This window comes from Pseudomonas sp. ACM7 (genome assembly GCF_004136015.1).
Taxonomy (GTDB): Bacteria; Pseudomonadota; Gammaproteobacteria; order Pseudomonadales; family Pseudomonadaceae; genus Aquipseudomonas; species Aquipseudomonas frigoris.
In genome coordinates this window covers 4,750,252-4,766,465 of sequence record NZ_CP024866.1, presented here as the reverse complement: position 1 = coordinate 4,766,465, position 16,214 = coordinate 4,750,252, and the positions used below count along the sequence as shown (strand labels likewise).

The 16,214-nt window shown below is 55.6% G+C and carries 23 protein-coding genes and 1 pseudogene; 15 read left to right on the top strand and 9 right to left on the bottom strand.

From position 1 onward, the window contains the following. Positions 1 to 3: 3 nt before the first annotated feature. Positions 4 to 420: an XRE family transcriptional regulator gene (locus CUN63_RS22630; protein WP_165353269.1), complete on the bottom strand. Its 417-nt coding sequence runs from the start codon at positions 418 to 420 to the stop codon at positions 4 to 6. 85 nt (positions 421 to 505) lie between these two features. Here CUN63_RS22630 and CUN63_RS22625 point away from each other — a divergent pair, with 85 nt between their 5' ends. After that, positions 506 to 718, top strand: a complete 213-nt coding sequence (locus CUN63_RS22625; RefSeq protein ID WP_129442639.1) for a DNA-binding protein — start codon at positions 506 to 508, stop codon at positions 716 to 718. A 36-nt stretch (positions 719 to 754) separates the two neighbouring features. On the opposite strand, the gene CUN63_RS22620 is transcribed toward CUN63_RS22625, so the two are convergent. Continuing rightward, entirely contained in the window at positions 755 to 997 is a 243-nt protein-coding gene (locus CUN63_RS22620; protein WP_129442637.1) for a hypothetical protein, read from the bottom strand. A 111-nt stretch (positions 998 to 1,108) separates the two neighbouring features. Between CUN63_RS22620 and CUN63_RS22615 the strand changes: the two genes are divergently transcribed. From CUN63_RS22615 to CUN63_RS22555, 13 genes are all read left to right on the top strand, one after another. Next, complete coding sequence (locus CUN63_RS22615; RefSeq protein WP_129442635.1) at positions 1,109 to 1,588, top strand: hypothetical protein; 480 nt, start codon at positions 1,109 to 1,111, stop codon at positions 1,586 to 1,588. Then, positions 1,585 to 1,887 carry a helix-turn-helix domain-containing protein gene (locus tag CUN63_RS22610; protein WP_129442633.1) on the top strand — a complete coding sequence of 101 codons (303 nt, stop codon included), beginning with the start codon at positions 1,585 to 1,587 and terminating at the stop codon, positions 1,885 to 1,887. The genes CUN63_RS22615 and CUN63_RS22610 overlap by 4 nt, the downstream gene beginning before the upstream one ends. A gap of 10 nt (positions 1,888 to 1,897) precedes the next feature. Continuing rightward, a complete protein-coding gene (locus CUN63_RS22605) occupies positions 1,898 to 2,827 on the top strand; it encodes a hypothetical protein (protein ID WP_129442631.1) in 930 nt (309 codons plus the stop codon). Between the two features lie 3 nt (positions 2,828 to 2,830). Continuing rightward, on the top strand, positions 2,831 to 4,606 hold the full coding sequence (locus tag CUN63_RS22600) for a DDE-type integrase/transposase/recombinase (protein WP_129442628.1): 1,776 nt from the start codon (positions 2,831 to 2,833) through the stop codon (positions 4,604 to 4,606). Continuing rightward, a complete protein-coding gene (locus CUN63_RS22595) occupies positions 4,606 to 5,787 on the top strand; it encodes an ExeA family protein (protein ID WP_129442625.1) in 1,182 nt (393 codons plus the stop codon). The genes CUN63_RS22600 and CUN63_RS22595 overlap by 1 nt, the downstream gene beginning before the upstream one ends. A 1-nt stretch (position 5,788) precedes the next feature. Continuing rightward, positions 5,789 to 6,106: a hypothetical protein gene (locus CUN63_RS22590; RefSeq protein WP_129442623.1), complete on the top strand. Its 318-nt coding sequence runs from the start codon at positions 5,789 to 5,791 to the stop codon at positions 6,104 to 6,106. After that, positions 6,103 to 6,345 (top strand): hypothetical protein, encoded by a 243-nt coding sequence (locus CUN63_RS22585; RefSeq protein WP_129442620.1) that lies wholly within the window; start codon positions 6,103 to 6,105, stop codon positions 6,343 to 6,345. Before CUN63_RS22590 ends, CUN63_RS22585 begins: the two co-directional genes overlap by 4 nt. Beyond that, on the top strand, positions 6,338 to 6,964 hold the full coding sequence (locus CUN63_RS22580; protein WP_129442618.1) for a DUF3164 family protein: 627 nt from the start codon (positions 6,338 to 6,340) through the stop codon (positions 6,962 to 6,964). The genes CUN63_RS22585 and CUN63_RS22580 overlap by 8 nt, the downstream gene beginning before the upstream one ends. A 1-nt stretch (position 6,965) precedes the next feature. After that, complete coding sequence (locus CUN63_RS22575; protein ID WP_129442615.1) at positions 6,966 to 7,661, top strand: DUF2786 domain-containing protein; 696 nt, start codon at positions 6,966 to 6,968, stop codon at positions 7,659 to 7,661. A 1-nt stretch (position 7,662) separates the two neighbouring features. After that, positions 7,663 to 8,118, top strand: a complete 456-nt coding sequence (locus CUN63_RS22570) for a gp16 family protein (protein ID WP_256657569.1) — start codon at positions 7,663 to 7,665, stop codon at positions 8,116 to 8,118. Continuing rightward, positions 8,115 to 8,477 carry a Mor transcription activator family protein gene (locus tag CUN63_RS22565; protein WP_129442612.1) on the top strand — a complete coding sequence of 121 codons (363 nt, stop codon included), beginning with the start codon at positions 8,115 to 8,117 and terminating at the stop codon, positions 8,475 to 8,477. The genes CUN63_RS22570 and CUN63_RS22565 overlap by 4 nt, the downstream gene beginning before the upstream one ends. Before the next feature lie 260 nt (positions 8,478 to 8,737). After that, positions 8,738 to 9,115, top strand: a complete 378-nt coding sequence (locus CUN63_RS32330) for an enterotoxin A family protein (protein ID WP_256657568.1) — start codon at positions 8,738 to 8,740, stop codon at positions 9,113 to 9,115. Positions 9,116 to 9,117: 2 nt separating this feature from the next. Beyond that, complete coding sequence (locus CUN63_RS22555) at positions 9,118 to 9,510, top strand: hypothetical protein (RefSeq protein WP_129442607.1); 393 nt, start codon at positions 9,118 to 9,120, stop codon at positions 9,508 to 9,510. 150 nt (positions 9,511 to 9,660) lie between these two features. Here CUN63_RS22555 and CUN63_RS22550 read toward each other — a convergent pair whose 3' ends face one another. From CUN63_RS22550 to CUN63_RS22515, 7 genes and pseudogenes are all read right to left on the bottom strand, one after another. After that, the gene (locus CUN63_RS22550) at positions 9,661 to 9,870 is read right to left on the bottom strand and encodes a hypothetical protein (protein ID WP_129442604.1); all 210 of its coding nucleotides are present in this window, start codon (positions 9,868 to 9,870) and stop codon (positions 9,661 to 9,663) included. A 108-nt stretch (positions 9,871 to 9,978) separates the two neighbouring features. Beyond that, positions 9,979 to 10,167, bottom strand: coding sequence for a hypothetical protein (locus CUN63_RS22545; RefSeq protein ID WP_129442602.1), 189 nt, complete (start codon positions 10,165 to 10,167; stop codon positions 9,979 to 9,981). A 128-nt stretch (positions 10,168 to 10,295) separates the two neighbouring features. Then, complete coding sequence (locus CUN63_RS22540) at positions 10,296 to 10,724, bottom strand: glycine zipper domain-containing protein (RefSeq protein ID WP_129442599.1); 429 nt, start codon at positions 10,722 to 10,724, stop codon at positions 10,296 to 10,298. A 183-nt stretch (positions 10,725 to 10,907) separates the two neighbouring features. Continuing rightward, positions 10,908 to 11,279, bottom strand: a complete 372-nt coding sequence (locus CUN63_RS22535) for a hypothetical protein (RefSeq protein WP_033055724.1) — start codon at positions 11,277 to 11,279, stop codon at positions 10,908 to 10,910. Between the two features lie 664 nt (positions 11,280 to 11,943). Then, a complete protein-coding gene (locus CUN63_RS22525; RefSeq protein ID WP_129442594.1) occupies positions 11,944 to 12,264 on the bottom strand; it encodes a YbjQ family protein in 321 nt (106 codons plus the stop codon). A gap of 34 nt (positions 12,265 to 12,298) precedes the next feature. Then, a pseudogene (locus CUN63_RS22520) lies at positions 12,299 to 13,580 on the bottom strand (serine hydrolase domain-containing protein). Positions 13,581 to 13,678: 98 nt separating this feature from the next. Continuing rightward, entirely contained in the window at positions 13,679 to 13,861 is a 183-nt protein-coding gene (locus CUN63_RS22515; protein WP_129442591.1) for a hypothetical protein, read from the bottom strand. A gap of 542 nt (positions 13,862 to 14,403) precedes the next feature. Here CUN63_RS22515 and CUN63_RS22510 point away from each other — a divergent pair. After that, complete coding sequence (locus CUN63_RS22510) at positions 14,404 to 15,648, top strand: site-specific integrase (RefSeq protein ID WP_129442588.1); 1,245 nt, start codon at positions 14,404 to 14,406, stop codon at positions 15,646 to 15,648. Positions 15,649 to 16,214: the final 566 nt, after the last annotated feature.

Sequence of the window (16,214 nt, the reverse complement as noted above, 5' to 3'; positions counted from 1 at the left end):
GGGTTACTCCTTGGATTTCACATCACCAAAATTGAAAGTAACGCCTGCCTTGTTGGTGACATTGCCAGCAACAGACTGACCCACGTTCCCGTGGAACGTTTGTTTGACTGGTACAGAGCCGGCAGTGACAGCGGCGATAGCAGCCGCTTTCACCGCTAGAGGTGCGGACCTGAACTTCTCAAGTAGCTCTATTTCATCCGCCGTGAGCGAGCCTGCATACCGCTCCCCGGTAACGATGTAAAGCGTATCTGCACCGATCTTTGCGAGCGCAGCAAGGTAGTCCGCACCGGGGTACCTTTCGCCTTGTTCGTACTTCAATTGAGCAAGCTTCCTAACCCCTCCGACAGCCCCAATTGCAGATTGGCTGTAACCCAGCCGTTCGCGCTCCTCTCTAAGGCGCTCTCCGATATTCAAAAGCATATCTCACCACTTGACAGGTATTCTTTTAGATACCATCATGATTGCCACACAAACCTATTATCTTTGCATCACAGGAGCCACCACCATGGCCACCCATGCCAAAGCCCTAACTGCCGACCAGGTGAAAGAAAACTTTCGTCGTGCCGGCAAAACGATCACTCAATGGGCTATCGAAAACGACTACACCCGTAACGAGGTGTACCGCGTCCTCAATGGCCAGGCCAAAGCCCATTACGGCAAAGCCCATGATATTGCGGTGAAGCTTGGTCTCAAGCCTTCCGCAGCGTTGGCAGCATGATGAAAACCTCACAGCTACGCACTGACTGCTTCGGCTTCAATCATGCAGCTCCCGCGATTGGCGAACGTCTCGCGCCTGAGCTAACTGATCGCACAACCATTCAGCTGTCGTCACTGACTCAGACTCAAACAGCTGTCCAGGCCAGCGAGCAGACCGCAGCGACTGGTCAATTTGTCCAGGAGCAACGACTCCTCCTACTTCAAGAGCAGCGGCAAGACGCAACCAACCCTGCGCCAGGGCATTCAGTTGCGCTTCAAGCCTATCAATACGGTCGGTCATAGCCATGTTCCTGTTAGCGAATGTACCCGAAAACATTGCGCCTGGAGTAATCCTTTTGCCTAGGTGCAAACGTTCGGTTTGTTTGGAAGACGCTCTATTGGGGACTTTCCAATGAACCGCCGCCGCTGGAAGAACGCCCAACCGACCTCACTGCGCCATGCAATGGAGTTGTGTAAGGACTATGCAAAGGAAGCTCACAACAAAGGCGTGGAGCGTATCGCCGATGAGATGGGGGTGACCGATCACTGGTCGGTTTACAAGTGGCTGCAGACCGGACGCATGCCGGCCAATTTGATCCTTCCTTATGAGCGGGCTTGTGGTTGCGATTATGTCACTCGCTGGATCGCCGCCAGCTCGGGGCGACTGACCATTGCCATACCAACTGGCCGCAAGTGCACAGCACAGGACACTCAAGCCCTACAGGAAATGCTGACCACTGCGACCGGAAAGCTGTTGGCCTTCTATGCCAACAACTGCGAAGCCGAGGAAACCCTTGCTGCCATTCAGGCGGCGATGGAGGGGCTTGCCTGGCACCGGGGCAATGTCAGCCAAACCCAGCAGCCACAACTCGAACTGGAGGGGCAACCATGAGCCGCACCGTCTCTGCAGCTGCACGGGTGTTGCGTGTCCTCAAGGCTCTGAAGGGCCACACCGTCACCGGTCTCAGCAATACCGAACTGGCTCAATTGGCTCACGACAGCCCCAGCAACATCACCCGCGCCATGCAAACCCTGATTGAGGAAGGGCTAGCGGTGAAGCTGGACAACGGCCGGTTCGCTCATTCCGTAGGCATGTTGCAAATCGCACAAGCCCATGCCGAACACATGGCCCGGTTGACCGACCGGATGCAGGAAATCAATCAACGTATCGCTGCTGGCTCAATGAAATAAGGGGATGAAAATGGGACGCAAACTACAGGAAGTCGCTGAGGCAATTGATCTGCCCGCACTGGATGGTGCTGCGCTGACTGCTGATCAGAACTTGATGGCAACGATCCAATCTGCTCATGGCGAAGACCGAGATCTCGTCAATCAGCTCCTTGGCCAGGCGCAAATGTCGGATGCCTTTGCCAAATTTTCGGTAACGGTTACCAGTTCAAAATTGGCCTATGTGAAAGAAAACAAGCTCTACAGGGCATTGGCTGGCAAGCAAAGTGGTAACGGTTACCAGTTTCAAGGTACTTGGGAAGAGTTCTGCGGGCTGTTGGGGATGTCCCGAGAGAAGGCAGATCAGGACATATCAAACCTTCGCACCTTCGGAGAGGAAGCACTCGAATCCATGTCCAGAATGGGCATCGGCTACCGCGAGATGCGTCAATACCGGCGCCTTCCAGAAGATCAGCAAGCTGCGCTCATTGAGGTGGCAAAAGCTGGTGACAAAGATGCGTTCATTGATCTTGCGGAAGAAATCATCGCCAAACACGCCAAGGAAAAAGAAGAGCTGACCCAGCGGCTTGACGAATCCAACGCCGACTATGAAGCGCAAAGCGAAGTCATGGCGAAGAAAACCAAAGAGCTGGATACCACCAAGCAAGAACTGGAGAAAACCCGCAAGCGCATTCAATCGATGCCAGCGAATGAAGCCGCGAAAGAACTGCGCCAGGAAGTGGCAGCCGTCGCCTACGAGGCGGAAGCCAGCATCCTCGGCTCACTGCGCGAGGGCTTTACCAAGCTGGAAGCACACGCCACTGAAAGCGGCGAAGACCATCGTTCCTTCAAAGCCGCTTTGATTCGCCAACTTGAAATCACCCTTGCATCGGTTCGCAGCGAGTTCCATCTGCCAGAGCAGTTGGATGGCGATCCTGTGTGGTTGAACGCGGCCGAGGCTTAAACCATGAACCCGGTTCAGACCCAACAACTGGCCCAGATCGCCCAACGGGCAGACAACGCTCCGCATGGCCAGCGCACTGCCGTCTACCAGGCGGGCGCAGTTGAACTGGGTGTTTCCATCCAAACACTTCAGCGCAAGCTGAAGGAGGTCCGAGTGGTCAAGCCGCGTAAACGTCGCAGTGATGCGGGCAACAGCGCCTTGCCGTTGGAAGAGGCTCGCTTGATATCAGCCGTATTGCTGGAGTCAATCCGCGCCAACAACAAACAGCTATCCACCATAGAGCGAGCCGTCGAGCGGCTGCGCAGCAACGGTCTGATTGTGGCCGGTCGGGTGGATGAAGGGACCGGCCTACTGCGTCCATTAACCAGCGGCGCAATCAGCCGCGCCCTGCAGAGTTACAAGTTGCACCCTGACCAGTTGTTACATGACGCACCAGCCGTGTCGTTGGCCAGCAATCACCCCAACCATGTTTGGCAGGTGGACGCATCGATCTCGACGCAGTTCTACCTCGCTGATGACGGAGCGCGGGTAATGAACAAGGCCGAATTCTATGACGGCAAGCCCGGCAACCTGAAGAAGATCGAGCGCCAGCGGTTGTGGCGCTACGTGGTCACCGATCACACCAGCGGTACTTTGTACCTGGAGTACGTGCTGGGTGCTGAGTCTGCCGAGAACCTGTGCAACGTATTGATCAATGCGATGCAAAAACGCCACGAGTCAGATCCGTTTCATGGCGTGCCCTGGATGCTAATGACCGACCCAGGTGCGGCCATGACCAGTGGCATTTTTCGCAATCTGTGCCGTGCCATGTCAATCGACTTGATCATCAACCAGGTCGGTAATGCACGTGCAAAAGGCCAGGTCGAACAGGCGCACAACATCGTTGAGCGTGAGTTTGAGAGTGCGTTGAAGTTTCAAGCAGCGAAAACCCTGGAGCAGATCAACACCTGGGCCGGCCAGTGGATGCGTTACTACAACGCCACCTCGATTCACACCCGTACACGACGCACCCGGTATGGCGTGTGGCAGTTGATCAAGCAGGAACAGCTGCGCTTGGCTCCCAGCATTGAGGTCTGCCGGGAGCTGGCGGTCAGCACACCGGAGTACCGCAAGGTCAGCAACTTGTTGCGTGTTTCGTTCCGTGGCGCTCAGTTCGATGTCAGCTCGGTACCGGGTGTAATGGTTGGTGAAAAGCTGTTGATCACCCGCAATTGCTGGCGCGATAAGGATGCGGCCATCGCAGTACTGGTCGGGGAAGACGGCCGGGAAAACTATCACGTCATCGAGCGGATCGAGATGGACGAGTTTGGCTTTGCCGAGACCTCGGCAACGATTGGTGAGCAATACAAGAGCCATGCCGAAACCCCGGCCCAGGCATCGCGGAAGGTGCTGGAACAGCTGGCTACCGGCACCACCAATCAAGCTGACGCCGAGGCCGCTCGCAAGGCCAAGGCTGTGCCGTTCGGTGGCCTGATTGATCCTCACAAACACGTCACCGACACATTGCTGCCGGCCTACATGCCACGCCGTGGCACTTCGCTGGACGTGAACGTACCCACGATTGAGCAAACTTCACTCACGCATGTGGAGGCGGCGAAGCTACTTCGCGCCCGGTTGGGCTCTGTTTGGTCGGGCGAAACCTTCGCCTGGTTGCAGCAGCGGTTTCCTGACGGTGTTCCCCATGAGCAGCTCGACGCCATTGAGGCTGAGCTGAACCGACCTACAGAGGTGATGCGCCAGCCGCTCAGCTTGGTGCGGTCCGCAGCTGGAGGTGAGTGATGTTGAAGTTAAAGCAGGTATTGCAGGGAGTTGGCCGACCTCAATCGGCCTTGGCTGAATCACTGAAGCTGAGTGCGGCCACAGTCGCCCAACTGATTAACCATGGTCAATGGCCACGCAGCTTGGACAGTACGGACTTGCAGGGACGCATCCGAGCGTTCCTGGTCGAGTCAGGGGCCAATGATGCCGACATCGCCAATGCATTTGAAAAAGTGGACCTGCCGTGCGCCAACACGACAGATCCGGCCCTAAATGAAGAGCCGTCCGGGGAGGACGAACCCATGCTACTACCAAAACAAACATTGAAGGCAGCTACCCGAAAGGTGTTCGGCCTGTTTCGCGACCCTTTTGACGAGCTGCAAAGCGGCAAGGACATGTGGGTCAGTCCTGATATTCGCTATGTTCGAGAGGCTATGTACCAGGTCGCACGCCACGGTGGCTTCTTGGCTATCGAGGGCGAATCGGGAGCGGGAAAAAGTACGCTACGCCGTGACTTGGTCAACCGCCTGCTGGAGAACAATGACCCGGTCCTCATCATCGAACCCTATGTGCTGGCGTCCGAAGACAACGACACCAAGGGCAAGTCGCTGAAAAGCACCCACATCGCCGAGTCGATGATGGCCGCTGTCGCGCCGCTGGAAAAAGCCAAGAGCAGCCCAGAGGCGCGCTTTGCTCAACTGCACCGTGTTCTCAAGGAGTCACATGCCGCTGGCTTCCGTCACTGCCTGATCATCGAAGAGGCGCATAGCCTGCCGATCCCTACCCTCAAGCACCTCAAACGCATTCTAGAACTGGAGATTGGATTCACCAAACTGGTCAGCATCATCATGATCGGCCAGCCTGAGCTGGGCGTAAAACTGAGTGAACGCAACGCTGATGTGCGTGAAGTCGTGCAGCGCTGCGAACGCGTGACACTGCCCCCAATCGAAGGTGGGCGTCTCGATGAGTTTTTGCGGTTCCGCTTTGAACGTGCAGGCAAAGACCTGCGCGAAGTTATCGACGATAGCGGTATTCAAGCTGTCGTCGCTCGACTGTCTCAGACAGGCCGACGTGGGGGACGCGATGAATCGATCTCGCTTCTGTATCCGCTTGCCATCGGCAACCTGGTGATTGCTGCGATGAACCTTGCCGCTGAGCTGGGTGTGCCCGTGGTCAACGCCGACATCGTGAAGGGGGTGTGACATGCCTAATCTTTCCCTTGTGCCACCGCAACCAAAGCCACCGCTGAGCCTCTTGGCGCCAGAGTTTCAGCCGTTGCTGTCGACGTTCAACGAACTGACCCGTGATATCCACGCTGCGGGCGTTTCCGTCCAGGAGCTGAACCTCCTCGAAAAACGCATCGTTATCTCGATAGACGATGTCGATGTGATCGCACGCCGGTTTGCTCACGAGATTCGCAGCCAAAGCAGCAAGACTCGGAATCACCAGACCCGTCACTCCGTGCAGATCCGTGGCATCAACGTTTCATGGTTTTCCCTGGTGAAGGAGCAGGACCAATGACTGCACCGATCAACCAGTACATGCGTGTGCAAGGTCGGCAATTCGCACTTGATCTCGTTGAGTCGCTTGGTGAACAGATTTACACACCGAAAGGTGTGGCCAATGCGATCACCAGGTTGACCGCTGCAACGCAAAACAAACCCGAAAGTCATGCAGTCGGCATTCGGGACATCATCGAAGTGCTTCAAAAAGCCAGCCTCAACGGCGCCACCAACAGCAAGGACGAAGATAATGAATGACGCCCCACAACCTTTAGTACCTGCAGGTTTCTGGCAAGACGCACAAGGCCGCATGGTGCCGGAAAGCTTGATCAAGCCCATCGATGTCGAGCGGGATCGTCTGGTGCGTCATCTGGTGGATCGCGCCAGTGAACTCAACTCCGAACTGGTCGACTTCAAGGCAGTCGCGTTTGGTGACATTGAGGCCTTTATCGAACTGAGCGCGGAACAGTACGACATCAAACTCGGTGGCAAGAAAGGCAATGTCACTCTTTATAGCTTCGATGGCCGCTTCAAAATCCAGCGTTCAGTGCAGGAGTCGATTGCTTTCGATGAACGTCTGCAGGCAGCACGCGCTTTGATTGACGAATGCCTGCGCGACTGGACCCAAGGGGCTCGGCCAGAGGTAGCCACCCTAGCCAATGACGCATTCCGCACTGACTCTCAGGGTGAGATCCGTACCGCTCGGGTTCTTGCGTTGCGCCGCCTAGATATCAAGGACGAGCGCTGGCAGCGGGCTATGCAGGCCATCGGCGAAGCGTGCCAGGTGGTCGGCTCCAAGTCCTATATCCGTGTGTATGAGCGGATCGGAGACTCGGACCAGTACCGCGCCATTAGCCTCGATATTGCGGGGGTGTGAGATGGAAGAGAACCGCACCCTCGACAAGATCAAAAAGTGTCTGGAGATGGCCAAGTCCAAAACCAGCAACCCACATGAAGCAGAGATCGCTCTGCGTCAGGCCCATAAGCTGATGGAGCTGTACAACCTGGAGATGGGCGATGTGCTGGCCAGCATGGCTGGTGAAGTCAAGATCGCTGCAGGTTCTGAAGGGCAGCCGCCGACCTGGCGGGTTCGGCTTGCACACGTTTGTGCCCACGCTTTTGGCACTCGCATGATCATCACACACAGCTGGCACAGCGGCGGCGGGTTCATATTCGTTGGCTGCGCTGCGGCGCCAGAACTTACCGGGTATGCCTACGAGGTGTTGGAGCGGCAACTGCAAAAGGCTCGGCGAGATTTTCTGGCCCTGCCGCCACAGAAACGGTGCAAGCGCTCCACGAAGGTGGCACGGGGGGATCACTTTGCCAATGGCTGGATTGATGCCGTGTATCACAAGGTCGATGAATTTGCCGGTATAGAGGACAACGTCGCAGAGGCAATCGAGGCCTACATGGCCAAGCATCATCCGGATCTGGAAAAGGCGGATCTCAAACGCCGCAAGGTCAAAGCTCGTGATGAGGGAGCGTCAACAGCTGGCTACCAGGCCGGTAAGTCGGCCCAGTTGCATAAAGCTGTGAACCATCAACCACGCGCACTCCTGACGATGGGGGGATGAAATGAGCGCTATGACGTCTTCCAATCCAGACCGACTGCGTTACATCAAGCTGATTCATGTTGCACGGCGCGAGCTGCGCATGGATGACGATACCTATCGAATGATGCTGGCCGGTATGAATGGTTTGGACGGCGCGACATCAACCGCTGACTTGAGCGTTCCAAACTTGGTTAAGGTTTTGGAACAGCTCAAGCAGCGGGGCTTTAAGGTTCGTCCAAACGCGGCTGGAAAGCGACCGAAGGCCAACGACGAGCAGTCTAAGAAGATCCGTTCGCTGTGGCTGACGCTGCATGGTCTGGGCGCCGTCCGCGATCCTTCCGAGGAGGCTCTGGGGAAGTTTGTGCTGAGTATGACCAAGGTGTCAGCACTGCAATGGCTCACCGCCGTCCAAGCCAGTCGTGTAATTGAAAACTTGAAGCAGTGGCAGAGTCGCGTGACCCATAAGGAGGGTGTATGAAAGAGCCCAGCAGCACGGCCGGCGAGCTGCTCCAGACCTTGGCTGACCACGTCACCCAGTCAGCGAAAGAAACACTTCACGTTAGTGACGAACTCGCCGAAGCACACGGTATTGAGGTGGCCATGCAAATGGCTACGGTTTGGGGCGGCCAGCAGCTGTATATGCCGAAAGGTATTCACATACAGGCTTCGAAACTGCATCAACAGATTTTTGATGAGTGGAAGGGGCGCAACCACCGCGAGATCGCCATGAAGCACAACATCTCACTGGCGTTTGTTTACAAGGTGGTTAAGAGGATGCGGCAAGCAGTAATCGCTCGCGACCAGGGCGACCTGTTCACTCCCCACCTGGATGACTAAACACCGGAACAAAAGAGCCTCGCCTGCCTTCACTGCACCCCGGTCACCAGCAACAGACCGGGGTCATATCAATTGCACTCGCTGCAACTCAATTACAAATCCCATATCACCATGGACCATCGAATCCCGGAGTATCTCGGGTTTACCTCACAGCTACCCTGGTATTTATCTCAGTCCTAAACAATGAGGATCCGGCTGGGAAGGCGGGTGTTGATGAGGGGGAGCCCGGCGCTCCATCCACGAAACCAATAAATCGGTATTTGTACCGCGGAGACTCCCGAGAAGACTGGGAGATTTTTGAAACGGGGTTTGAGCCCTTGGGAGACAGCATGGATCTCTACTTGCATGCCTTGGACAACCGAAGCCCTCCCAGTTTTTTTGTCAGTACTTCGACCTCGGAAAAGGAGGCCATAAAGTTCGCAACGGGATACGGTTTTGATGATGGCTTCGTCTACGTAATAAAAAACATTCGCGGAATAGATGTGAATAAAAGGCTCGGCATGATTTCGCCTCACCGCAAGGAGGTTGAAATCGCGTTCCCAGGAGGAATAGACAGCCACGACATCCTCGGCGTTACCCCCGTCAACGCCGATGGTAGCTATAAGGGCTACTCAACCCCTAACCCGCGCAGGAAGTAATCATGAAAATAATAGAAATATCTATCCACACCCACGGAGTCACTAAAAAAGCCACTATCGAATGCGACCGGCAAAAGCGAGCCTTAACTTTCATAATGGAAAACGGCTTAAGAAGAACATACACAGGCCATGATCTTTACGCATGTCTTGGACTGTTGCGAGCAGATTTTCCAGAAGTAAAGTTTCTATGCAAAGGCGCCAAACTCAATGTTTATCCTTCACGTATGTCATCCCAAATGTCTGGCGGCGTAGTGGCGTATGAACTTCAGATGGGGAAACCGGCTGAAAATGAAGATGTGGTCAACATTTTTGACTTCGAAGAAAACGACATCACACATGATATTCAACAACAAAGGGATTTTTACAATCACTGGATCACCTCGTTGGCAGAATAAATTGGTTTATTCCCCGCCCCCTTAACTTGGTCGGCTAGCGCACTAGCATGGGGTGCCAGGCACGTAAAAATTAACGCTCTCCAAAAGCCCAGCAATTAGCTGGGCATGGGTATAGCATTAACGACTACGCATCGACTCATATACATCCACCTAAACTCGCCCCCCCGAACGACCATCCCCGGCATTGTCTGGATCTTCCAGGTCTGCTTCCACATCAGAGCGCTTCACATCGTCGCTCGGCACTTGCTCCACACCAGCATCATCAGGCGGACGTTCATCACGACTCAGGGAATCGGTCGGTGAAGGCAATGGATATTCAGGGGTATCGTCGATGTCGGCGTCTTTCGGATCAGCGTTCATAAAGCACCTCTCGAGAGGCCTGAAAAGCAGGCCCTGAAATTTCGAGGATTGCGCCCTGCATTGCGTTCGATCAGAGAGACGATCGGTCGAGTCCGTCGCACAGCAGGGTCAATCTTCTTCGTCCTCTTCCTCCTCGTCTTCGAACTCAATATTTCCGACATCGCCCGCATCATCAGAATCATTGAGCGGCACCGTTGCGTCATCCATCAACGAGCCTGGGTCTTCGTTTCCTGGATCGTTAATGAACGGAAGCCCGCTCGGGCCTTTTTCTTCCTTGCCTTCGGTTTCAGGAGTCATGGCATGCCTCACAACATTCTGGGGTGTATGAAGTTCGAGGCGGCCCACGACCAAACGTTCCAGAGTCCTACTCCAGAAACGAAAAAACCCGGCGCTGGGCCGGGTTTCTGCTGTGACTCAATGACGAATCAGTGATGTTTGTTCCTGTGCTTGTTTTTATGCTTATGATTGTGGCCGCTACCGGAGTGCGAACTGCCGCTGTCGCTGCCCAGGTTGTTGCCTACCGCCCCACCCGCCGCGCCGCCCAGGCCTGCGCCAATGGTCGAACCGGTAGAACCGCCGAGGCTATTGCCGATCACCGAGCCACCAGCCGACCCCAAACCACCACCAATCGCCGCTTCTGTGCGACTGCCTTTCTTCGCGCCGACCGCGCTACCTGCCGCGCCGCCTACACCGGCGCCAATCGCGGCTCCCGTGCTGCCGCCCATTTGCTGGCCGACCACGTTACCTAGCGCACCGCCAATACCACCGCCAACTGCAGCGGTGCCGTCACCGGCTGCCATTGCACCTTGAGCGACCAAAAGTCCCAGAACCAACGTGGACAATGTCAAACGCATGATATGAACCTCTAAATTCCGTATCGGGGGTAAGAGAACGCGTTACGGATGGCGTGAGTCTAGCTTTTTCATCACGCCAGCGCTGATCGTTGGACAGCTGTAAATTCGAAGAGCGTGAAGAAGAAATTTCCAGATACAAAAAGCCCGGCATCAAGCCGGGCTTTTTGAGCTGATCGATCAGGATCAGTGACGCTTGTGACCTTTGGCCAGGTTGCTGCCCACGCCGCCGCCCAATGCGCCGCCCAAGCCTGCGCCGATGGTGGAACCGGTCCTGCCGCCCAAGCTGTTGCCGATGATCGAACCGCCGGCCGCGCCGACACCACCACCAATGGCTGCTTTAGTGCGGCTGCCTTTGCGTGCGGCAACAGCACTGCCGGCCGCGCCCGCTACACCAGCACCAATCGCTGCACCGGTGCTGCCGCCCATGCTCTGGCCGACCACATTACCCAGCGCGCCACCCAAACCACCACCGATCGCGGCAGTGCCATCACCCGCAGCCATCGCACCTTGAGCAACCAAAAGCCCCAGAACCAAAGCAGGCAGTGTTAAACGCATGACAAGAACCTCAAAAAAAGGGGTAACGAAAGGGGCGAGATTGAATGCTTTTGAGGAGACAAAGTCCAGACACGCACGGGTACAACCTCGCAATAGGCGACGGTTGGACAGCGTTTTTAGAAAAGGTTTTATGACAGGCAAAAAAAAGCCCGCTGGGGAACGGGCCAGGTACTGCTTTCTAACGGATGAGTTGAGCCTACGTAGGTGGGTGTGAAAAGTTTGTGAAAGAAATCGCTAACAGCGGGCTGTGTATCTGTAGTCCAAATCCCGACAGCCGCCCTTGTGAAAATGAAAACCCCGCTCAATGGCGGGGGCTGTCCGGTTGACGGTTACTTCCTGGAAGGCGGCATCCTCTTGGGCAAGAAATTCGCCTTTTCGGTCCGGGGCAACTTGGATTTCAATTTGGCGACCTGGACCCGGTTTTCACCAAAGCCCGGCATATACTCCGCTTGACCACACTGCACGCAATTGTTGATCGAAAACTCAGATCCGTCGTCTTCGATATACGAATCAGCCATACCTTTCCCCTCTCAAAAAAGGGTCGACACCGGCAAGCCCTATTTGCCTGAAAAATATCGACCTTCAACGCTTTTGAGACTAGTCAGTCATTACCGGACTTGTAGTTCAGATTATTGCGTCCCCGACGAACGGCCTCGTAACACATTCACCTCAACTTGACCGCCGTCCCGGTCACAAACACCACCACCATCCCGCCCTTCCCGGCCGGCATGCTGATCTCATAATCAAGCCCCACCACCGCATCAGCTTGAAGTGCCCGCGCCCGCTCCTTCAACTCGTCGGTTGCCTGAATCCGTGCTTCCTTCAACGCCCGCTCCAACGTCTGAGAGCGCCCACCGAAAAAATCCCGCATCCCGGCGAACATATCGCGGATAACGTTGACCCCCTGCACCGACTCGGCACTGACGATGTCCAGATAGGCGGTGATTTGTCGGCCTTCGATGGCGTGGGTTGTGGTGGTGATCATTAAATTTCCTTCTTCATGGCCTGGGGATAATTACTCAAGGCAACCTGGACAGATGTTGAGCCAACGCATCAAACGCCGGCAAGGTGACCGGATCATTAGCCGAGTTACTGGCGACCGGATGGGAGGCGTAGCGAACAATCACCATCTCGGCTTTCGGGTCGACATAAATGCGTTGCCCATGGACCCCGCGCGCCATGAAGGCTCCGCCCTCTTTGTTGGTCACCCACCACATTGAACGGTAGCTCCAACCCTTCAACAAATCGTAACCCGCCTGGGCGAATGCCTGCTTGTCGCCGCCGCGACGGAGGTCGTCAACCACCGCTTTGGGCACGATTTGCTGACCGTTGAACTGACCGTCATTACGCAACATCTCGCCAAATCGTGCCAGGTCACGCAAACCGGTGTTCAAGCCGCCGCCAGCAAACGGGGTGCCAATGGAGTCCACCGTGAAATAGGCGTCCTGCTCAGCCCCCAAACGGCTCCAGATCCGCTCCGACAACAACTGTGCGACGTTGCGACCGGTCGCTTGAGCGATGATCCAACCCAGTACATCGGTATTGACGGTCTTGTAGCCGAACGCGCTACCGTGTTCGCCTTGCGGTTGAACCGTCTGCAAAAACTCGTAGTAACTTCGCGGACCGCTGTAGTCCCTTGGCTTGGGCAGAGGGCTGCCAGCTTTTGCATGAGCCCAGACCTCGGCGTTCGGGTCGGTGTAGTCCTCGCTGTATTTGAGGCCGGTCGTCATATCGAGGACCTGACGCACCGTAGCGCCGCCAAACGCCGAAGCCGCCAGTTCGGGGACGTATTCGGCGACGTGCTTGTTCGCATCGATTCGCCCTTCTGCCACCAACATCGCCCCTAATGTGCCGACCACAGACTTGGTCACCGACATTGCCGCGTGCTGGCCTTCAGGCTTCAGCACGCCAAAGTAACGCTCGTAGACAACTTTCCCGCAATGCATCACCACAATCCCGTCGGTATAGGTGGCCGCGAGGGATTGCTCCCAGGTCATCGGAGCCTTCGCGCCCAGCGGGACGAAGCTGATCGCATCAATGTCTTTGCGCAGCGCAGATACCAATGGAACCGGCGCACTGAGCCCCCAGTGAAACGTTGATCGTAGGCATCAGTTGACGGAAGTTCGAGACACTCCAGCGCATCGCCGGGAACTGGAAATAGCTACCGTCTTCGAAGCGCACGGTGCGATCTGCAGGTGGTGGTGAGCCGACCATCCAGCCTAGCTTTGCGGGGTCGCTGGCTATGGCATCGGGGAAAGTCTTAGTCGTAGATGCGGTGGCGAATAAGGAGGCGGTACTCATCAACACGGCGGAGAGGGAAATAGCTATGCGGCGGGAAGCGGCGCGAGGGTGAGACATAGTGTCGACTCCATTCGAGGGGCCTAGGGCAGTCCAACAGGTTAAAGCAGCTTGACCAACACAGTTGTGACAGTGGCCACCGCGCCAATCAACCCTGTCGCTACAGCCACCGGATACCAAAAAGTTTCACGGGTCATCTTTCCGGCCTCGGCGTTCAGCTTGCGCTGCTCAGCCATCAGCTTGACGATCTCCACGTGGACCTTTTCCAGTTCTGCCTGTTTCATGGTGAATTCCTGAATAACGTGCGTTCGTCCTTCCAGATAATAGGCCGCGTCATGTGCCTTGCCGTTGATTCATTTTGCCCCCTAAAGGCGCAAAGCGAATACCCCTCACGAAACGGCTCGTGTCAGGTGCTGAAACCTATGAAAGCACCCAACTACCTGGCTTCCCAGCATTACTTCCCACATGCCTATCAGCCGTCCTACATGAATTTCGGAAGCGTCTTCGCCGATGGGCGTGGGTCAATAACCTTGCCATCCACAAAATCCAGACGCCAGAAACCACAAAACCCCTGACTTCTCTCGAAATCAGGGGTTTTGGTTACATCGAATTTGGCGGTGAAGGAGTCCGCCATTTTAGTGTTTCTAGAAGCACATAGACGTTTAATTAACTCTATAAAAACTCCATAAAAACATATAGTTGCAGTATATTTTTTCTTTGATGGTCCAAGCATGACTACGGAAAGCCAGGGTCCAAGGTATGGGCTGGAGTATGGGCTGGCATTCATTTAGATTGAGTCATCATCCTTTCAAATAGGAAGTGAGTGATGGCATCTCTGACGACGAAAGCGGTAGAAAAAATAGTCAGATCAGGGTTACCCGGAATGACCAACGATGGTGACGGCCTCTACTTGAAACTCGGCCGTACCGGTGGCGCAAGCTGGATCTTCCGCTACAAGCTTGCTGGCAAGAGCCGAGACATGGGACTGGGCAGGCACCCCGAAGTAAGCCTTGCGGTAGCTCGTGAGAAAGCTGCAGAAGCCAGAAAGCTGAGCAAGTCAGGCGTCGATCCGCTAACCAGTCGGGATGAGGAGATGGAACGGCAACGGCTGGAAAAAGAAGCTGAACGTTTAGTTCAGGATGCAGCCAGGGCCAAAGCAATCACTTTCAAAGAAGTTGCTCTCGACTACATCGCTGCCCACAGAGCAGGCTGGAAAAATGCCAAGCATGCTCAGCAGTGGGAGAACACTCTGGCTACTTATGCGTTCAAGACCATAGGCGATCTTCCGACGCAGGAAGTAGGCATTGAGCATGTGCTGAAAATCCTCAAGCCGATTTGGACAGTAATACCCGAAACCGCCAGTCGTTTGCGAAACCGCATCGAACTGGTACTCGATGCAGCAAAGGCCAGAGGGCTGCGTGATGGAGAAAACCCCGCTCGATGGCGTGGACACCTGAACAAACTGCTACCACCTCGCGCAAAAGTGCGTGGGGTGAAGCATCATGCAGCAATATCGTGGACAGAGCTTCCCGCCTTCATGGCGCCCCTTGAGAAAGTAAATGATCTGAGTTCTAAAGCATTGCGCTTTACCATCCTGACTGCCTGCCGAACCAGTGAGGTGCTTGAATCGACGTGGGCAGAGATTGATGTGGCAGCAAGGGTATGGACCATTCCTGCGCCGAGGATGAAAGCGGGGAAGGAACACCGGGTGCCTCTATCAAAAGCGGCATTGGATTTACTCGCAGGGCTTCCTCGCGTTGAAGGAAACAATCACCTATTTGCGGGGGCTCGCAAAAAGCGGCCTCTGAGTAATATGGCGATGTTGATGGCATTGCGTCGGATGAAGCGGGACGATCTCACGACGCATGGATTCCGCTCGACTTTCAGGGATTGGGCGAGTGAGGTTACTCACTATCCTCGGGAGGTCTGTGAGCAGGCGCTCGCGCACGCCGTAGAGAATGCGGTAGAGGCGGCTTATCGACGTGGCGATCTTTTTGAAAAGCGGCGAATACTGATGGAGGATTGGGCGCGATATGCCACAGGGCATGCGGCAGCAAATACTATTGAATGAGAAGCGAGATGCTCAAGCCATCATCTCACCTCGTTTATCGAATGGAGGATGGCGACACCGGCGACACCGGCGACAACCCGCGTAATACCTGGTCTGCAGCATGGCGACAAAGGTGGCGACTGTCGCCGTTGCAAGCCTCGCTCGTGGGGCCTTTTCGGCTAAGCCCACGCGAGCGGGAAGGCTCCGCATTCCCGTCCGCGTGGGCTCACATTAAAAACCGACGAACGACCACCCGGCCATGGAAAGCCACCGGCCTCCAAGGTCTTCCAGCGCTACCGATTGGCGCAACAGTCGCCCACAAAATGCTGTTGACCGCGAGCAGAGCGAGCGTTACACCAGAATCGTACAAGCGCTGTCCTCGACAGCACCCAGGCAGCCAGAACCTTTAAGGCTACGCCACACCGTGGTGGTTCACCCAAAGTGCGATTAGCGTTCGGCGGCTCGCACGGTCACAGCGATGTGATGGATGCCTACTTCTACCAGAGTGCCCACTGCGGCAGCTCATCCCCCTTCATAGCTGCCCTGCAGCAACCTTTCCGCTTGGCCATTTCCCAGCGCCAACCTGC

Bases quoted from the DNA above. Each gene is read 5' to 3' on its own strand.
- CUN63_RS22630 (WP_165353269.1), bottom strand. From the start codon at position 420: ATGCTTTTGAATATCGGAGAGCGCCTTAGAGAGGAGCGCGAACGGCTG.
- CUN63_RS22625 (WP_129442639.1), top strand. From the start codon at position 506: ATGGCCACCCATGCCAAAGCCCTAACTGCCGACCAGGTGAAAGAAAAC.
- CUN63_RS22620 (WP_129442637.1), bottom strand. From the start codon at position 997: ATGACCGACCGTATTGATAGGCTTGAAGCGCAACTGAATGCCCTGGCG.
- CUN63_RS22615 (WP_129442635.1), top strand. From the start codon at position 1,109: ATGAACCGCCGCCGCTGGAAGAACGCCCAACCGACCTCACTGCGCCAT.
- CUN63_RS22610 (WP_129442633.1), top strand. From the start codon at position 1,585: ATGAGCCGCACCGTCTCTGCAGCTGCACGGGTGTTGCGTGTCCTCAAG.
- CUN63_RS22605 (WP_129442631.1), top strand. From the start codon at position 1,898: ATGGGACGCAAACTACAGGAAGTCGCTGAGGCAATTGATCTGCCCGCA.
- CUN63_RS22600 (WP_129442628.1), top strand. From the start codon at position 2,831: ATGAACCCGGTTCAGACCCAACAACTGGCCCAGATCGCCCAACGGGCA.
- CUN63_RS22595 (WP_129442625.1), top strand. From the start codon at position 4,606: ATGTTGAAGTTAAAGCAGGTATTGCAGGGAGTTGGCCGACCTCAATCG.
- CUN63_RS22590 (WP_129442623.1), top strand. From the start codon at position 5,789: ATGCCTAATCTTTCCCTTGTGCCACCGCAACCAAAGCCACCGCTGAGC.
- CUN63_RS22585 (WP_129442620.1), top strand. From the start codon at position 6,103: ATGACTGCACCGATCAACCAGTACATGCGTGTGCAAGGTCGGCAATTC.
- CUN63_RS22580 (WP_129442618.1), top strand. From the start codon at position 6,338: ATGAATGACGCCCCACAACCTTTAGTACCTGCAGGTTTCTGGCAAGAC.
- CUN63_RS22575 (WP_129442615.1), top strand. From the start codon at position 6,966: ATGGAAGAGAACCGCACCCTCGACAAGATCAAAAAGTGTCTGGAGATG.
- CUN63_RS22570 (WP_256657569.1), top strand. From the start codon at position 7,663: ATGAGCGCTATGACGTCTTCCAATCCAGACCGACTGCGTTACATCAAG.
- CUN63_RS22565 (WP_129442612.1), top strand. From the start codon at position 8,115: ATGAAAGAGCCCAGCAGCACGGCCGGCGAGCTGCTCCAGACCTTGGCT.
- CUN63_RS22555 (WP_129442607.1), top strand. From the start codon at position 9,118: ATGAAAATAATAGAAATATCTATCCACACCCACGGAGTCACTAAAAAA.
- CUN63_RS22550 (WP_129442604.1), bottom strand. From the start codon at position 9,870: ATGAACGCTGATCCGAAAGACGCCGACATCGACGATACCCCTGAATAT.
- CUN63_RS22545 (WP_129442602.1), bottom strand. From the start codon at position 10,167: ATGACTCCTGAAACCGAAGGCAAGGAAGAAAAAGGCCCGAGCGGGCTT.
- CUN63_RS22540 (WP_129442599.1), bottom strand. From the start codon at position 10,724: ATGCGTTTGACATTGTCCACGTTGGTTCTGGGACTTTTGGTCGCTCAA.
- CUN63_RS22535 (WP_033055724.1), bottom strand. From the start codon at position 11,279: ATGCGTTTAACACTGCCTGCTTTGGTTCTGGGGCTTTTGGTTGCTCAA.
- CUN63_RS22525 (WP_129442594.1), bottom strand. From the start codon at position 12,264: ATGATCACCACCACAACCCACGCCATCGAAGGCCGACAAATCACCGCC.
- CUN63_RS22515 (WP_129442591.1), bottom strand. From the start codon at position 13,861: ATGAAACAGGCAGAACTGGAAAAGGTCCACGTGGAGATCGTCAAGCTG.
- CUN63_RS22510 (WP_129442588.1), top strand. From the start codon at position 14,404: ATGGCATCTCTGACGACGAAAGCGGTAGAAAAAATAGTCAGATCAGGG.